We start from the raw sequence: 532 nt of genomic DNA on the forward strand, positions 1-532 counted from the left end.
ACCTTCTTGTTCTAAGACCGGGTAGAAATGGCCGTTGCTTAATTCTAATGCCGTTGAAGCCGCCCTTGGGTTACGAAGTAAGCTTTTCGGCGTCATAATGACAAGCGGACGCACTTCGTCTTTTTCTAAAATTGCAGCCTGGCGGCGCAAAATATGGAAGTATTGTGCCGCGCTCGTTAAATTCGCAACCGTCCAGTTGTTTTCGGCCGCTAATTGCAAATAGCGTTCCAGGCGGGCGCTTGAATGTTCTGGTCCCTGCCCTTCATAGCCGTGCGGCAACAATAGAACAAGGCCGGATTTTTGGCCCCATTTCGCGCGGCCTGCCGATACGAATTGGTCGAAAATGACCTGGGCGACGTTGGCGAAATCCCCAAATTGTGCTTCCCAGAGGACGAGCGTTTCCGGTGCATAAACGTTATAGCCATACTCAAATCCAACGACAGACGTTTCAGACAGCGGGCTGTTATGGACAGCGAATGATGCCTTCGCCGAAGGAAGTGCATGCATCGGCGAAAACTTCTCGCCGGTTTTA

At 51.3% G+C, this 532-nt stretch carries 1 pseudogene; it reads right to left on the reverse strand.

Annotated features, from left to right (window positions below):
• A pseudogene (locus tag WD019_RS21745) lies at positions 1-532 on the reverse strand (2-oxoglutarate dehydrogenase E1 component); the annotation flags it as partial.

It is taken from the genome of Fictibacillus sp. Mic-4, assembly GCF_049843615.1.
Taxonomy (GTDB): Bacteria; Bacillota; Bacilli; order Bacillales; family Fictibacillaceae; genus Fictibacillus_A; species Fictibacillus_A gelatini.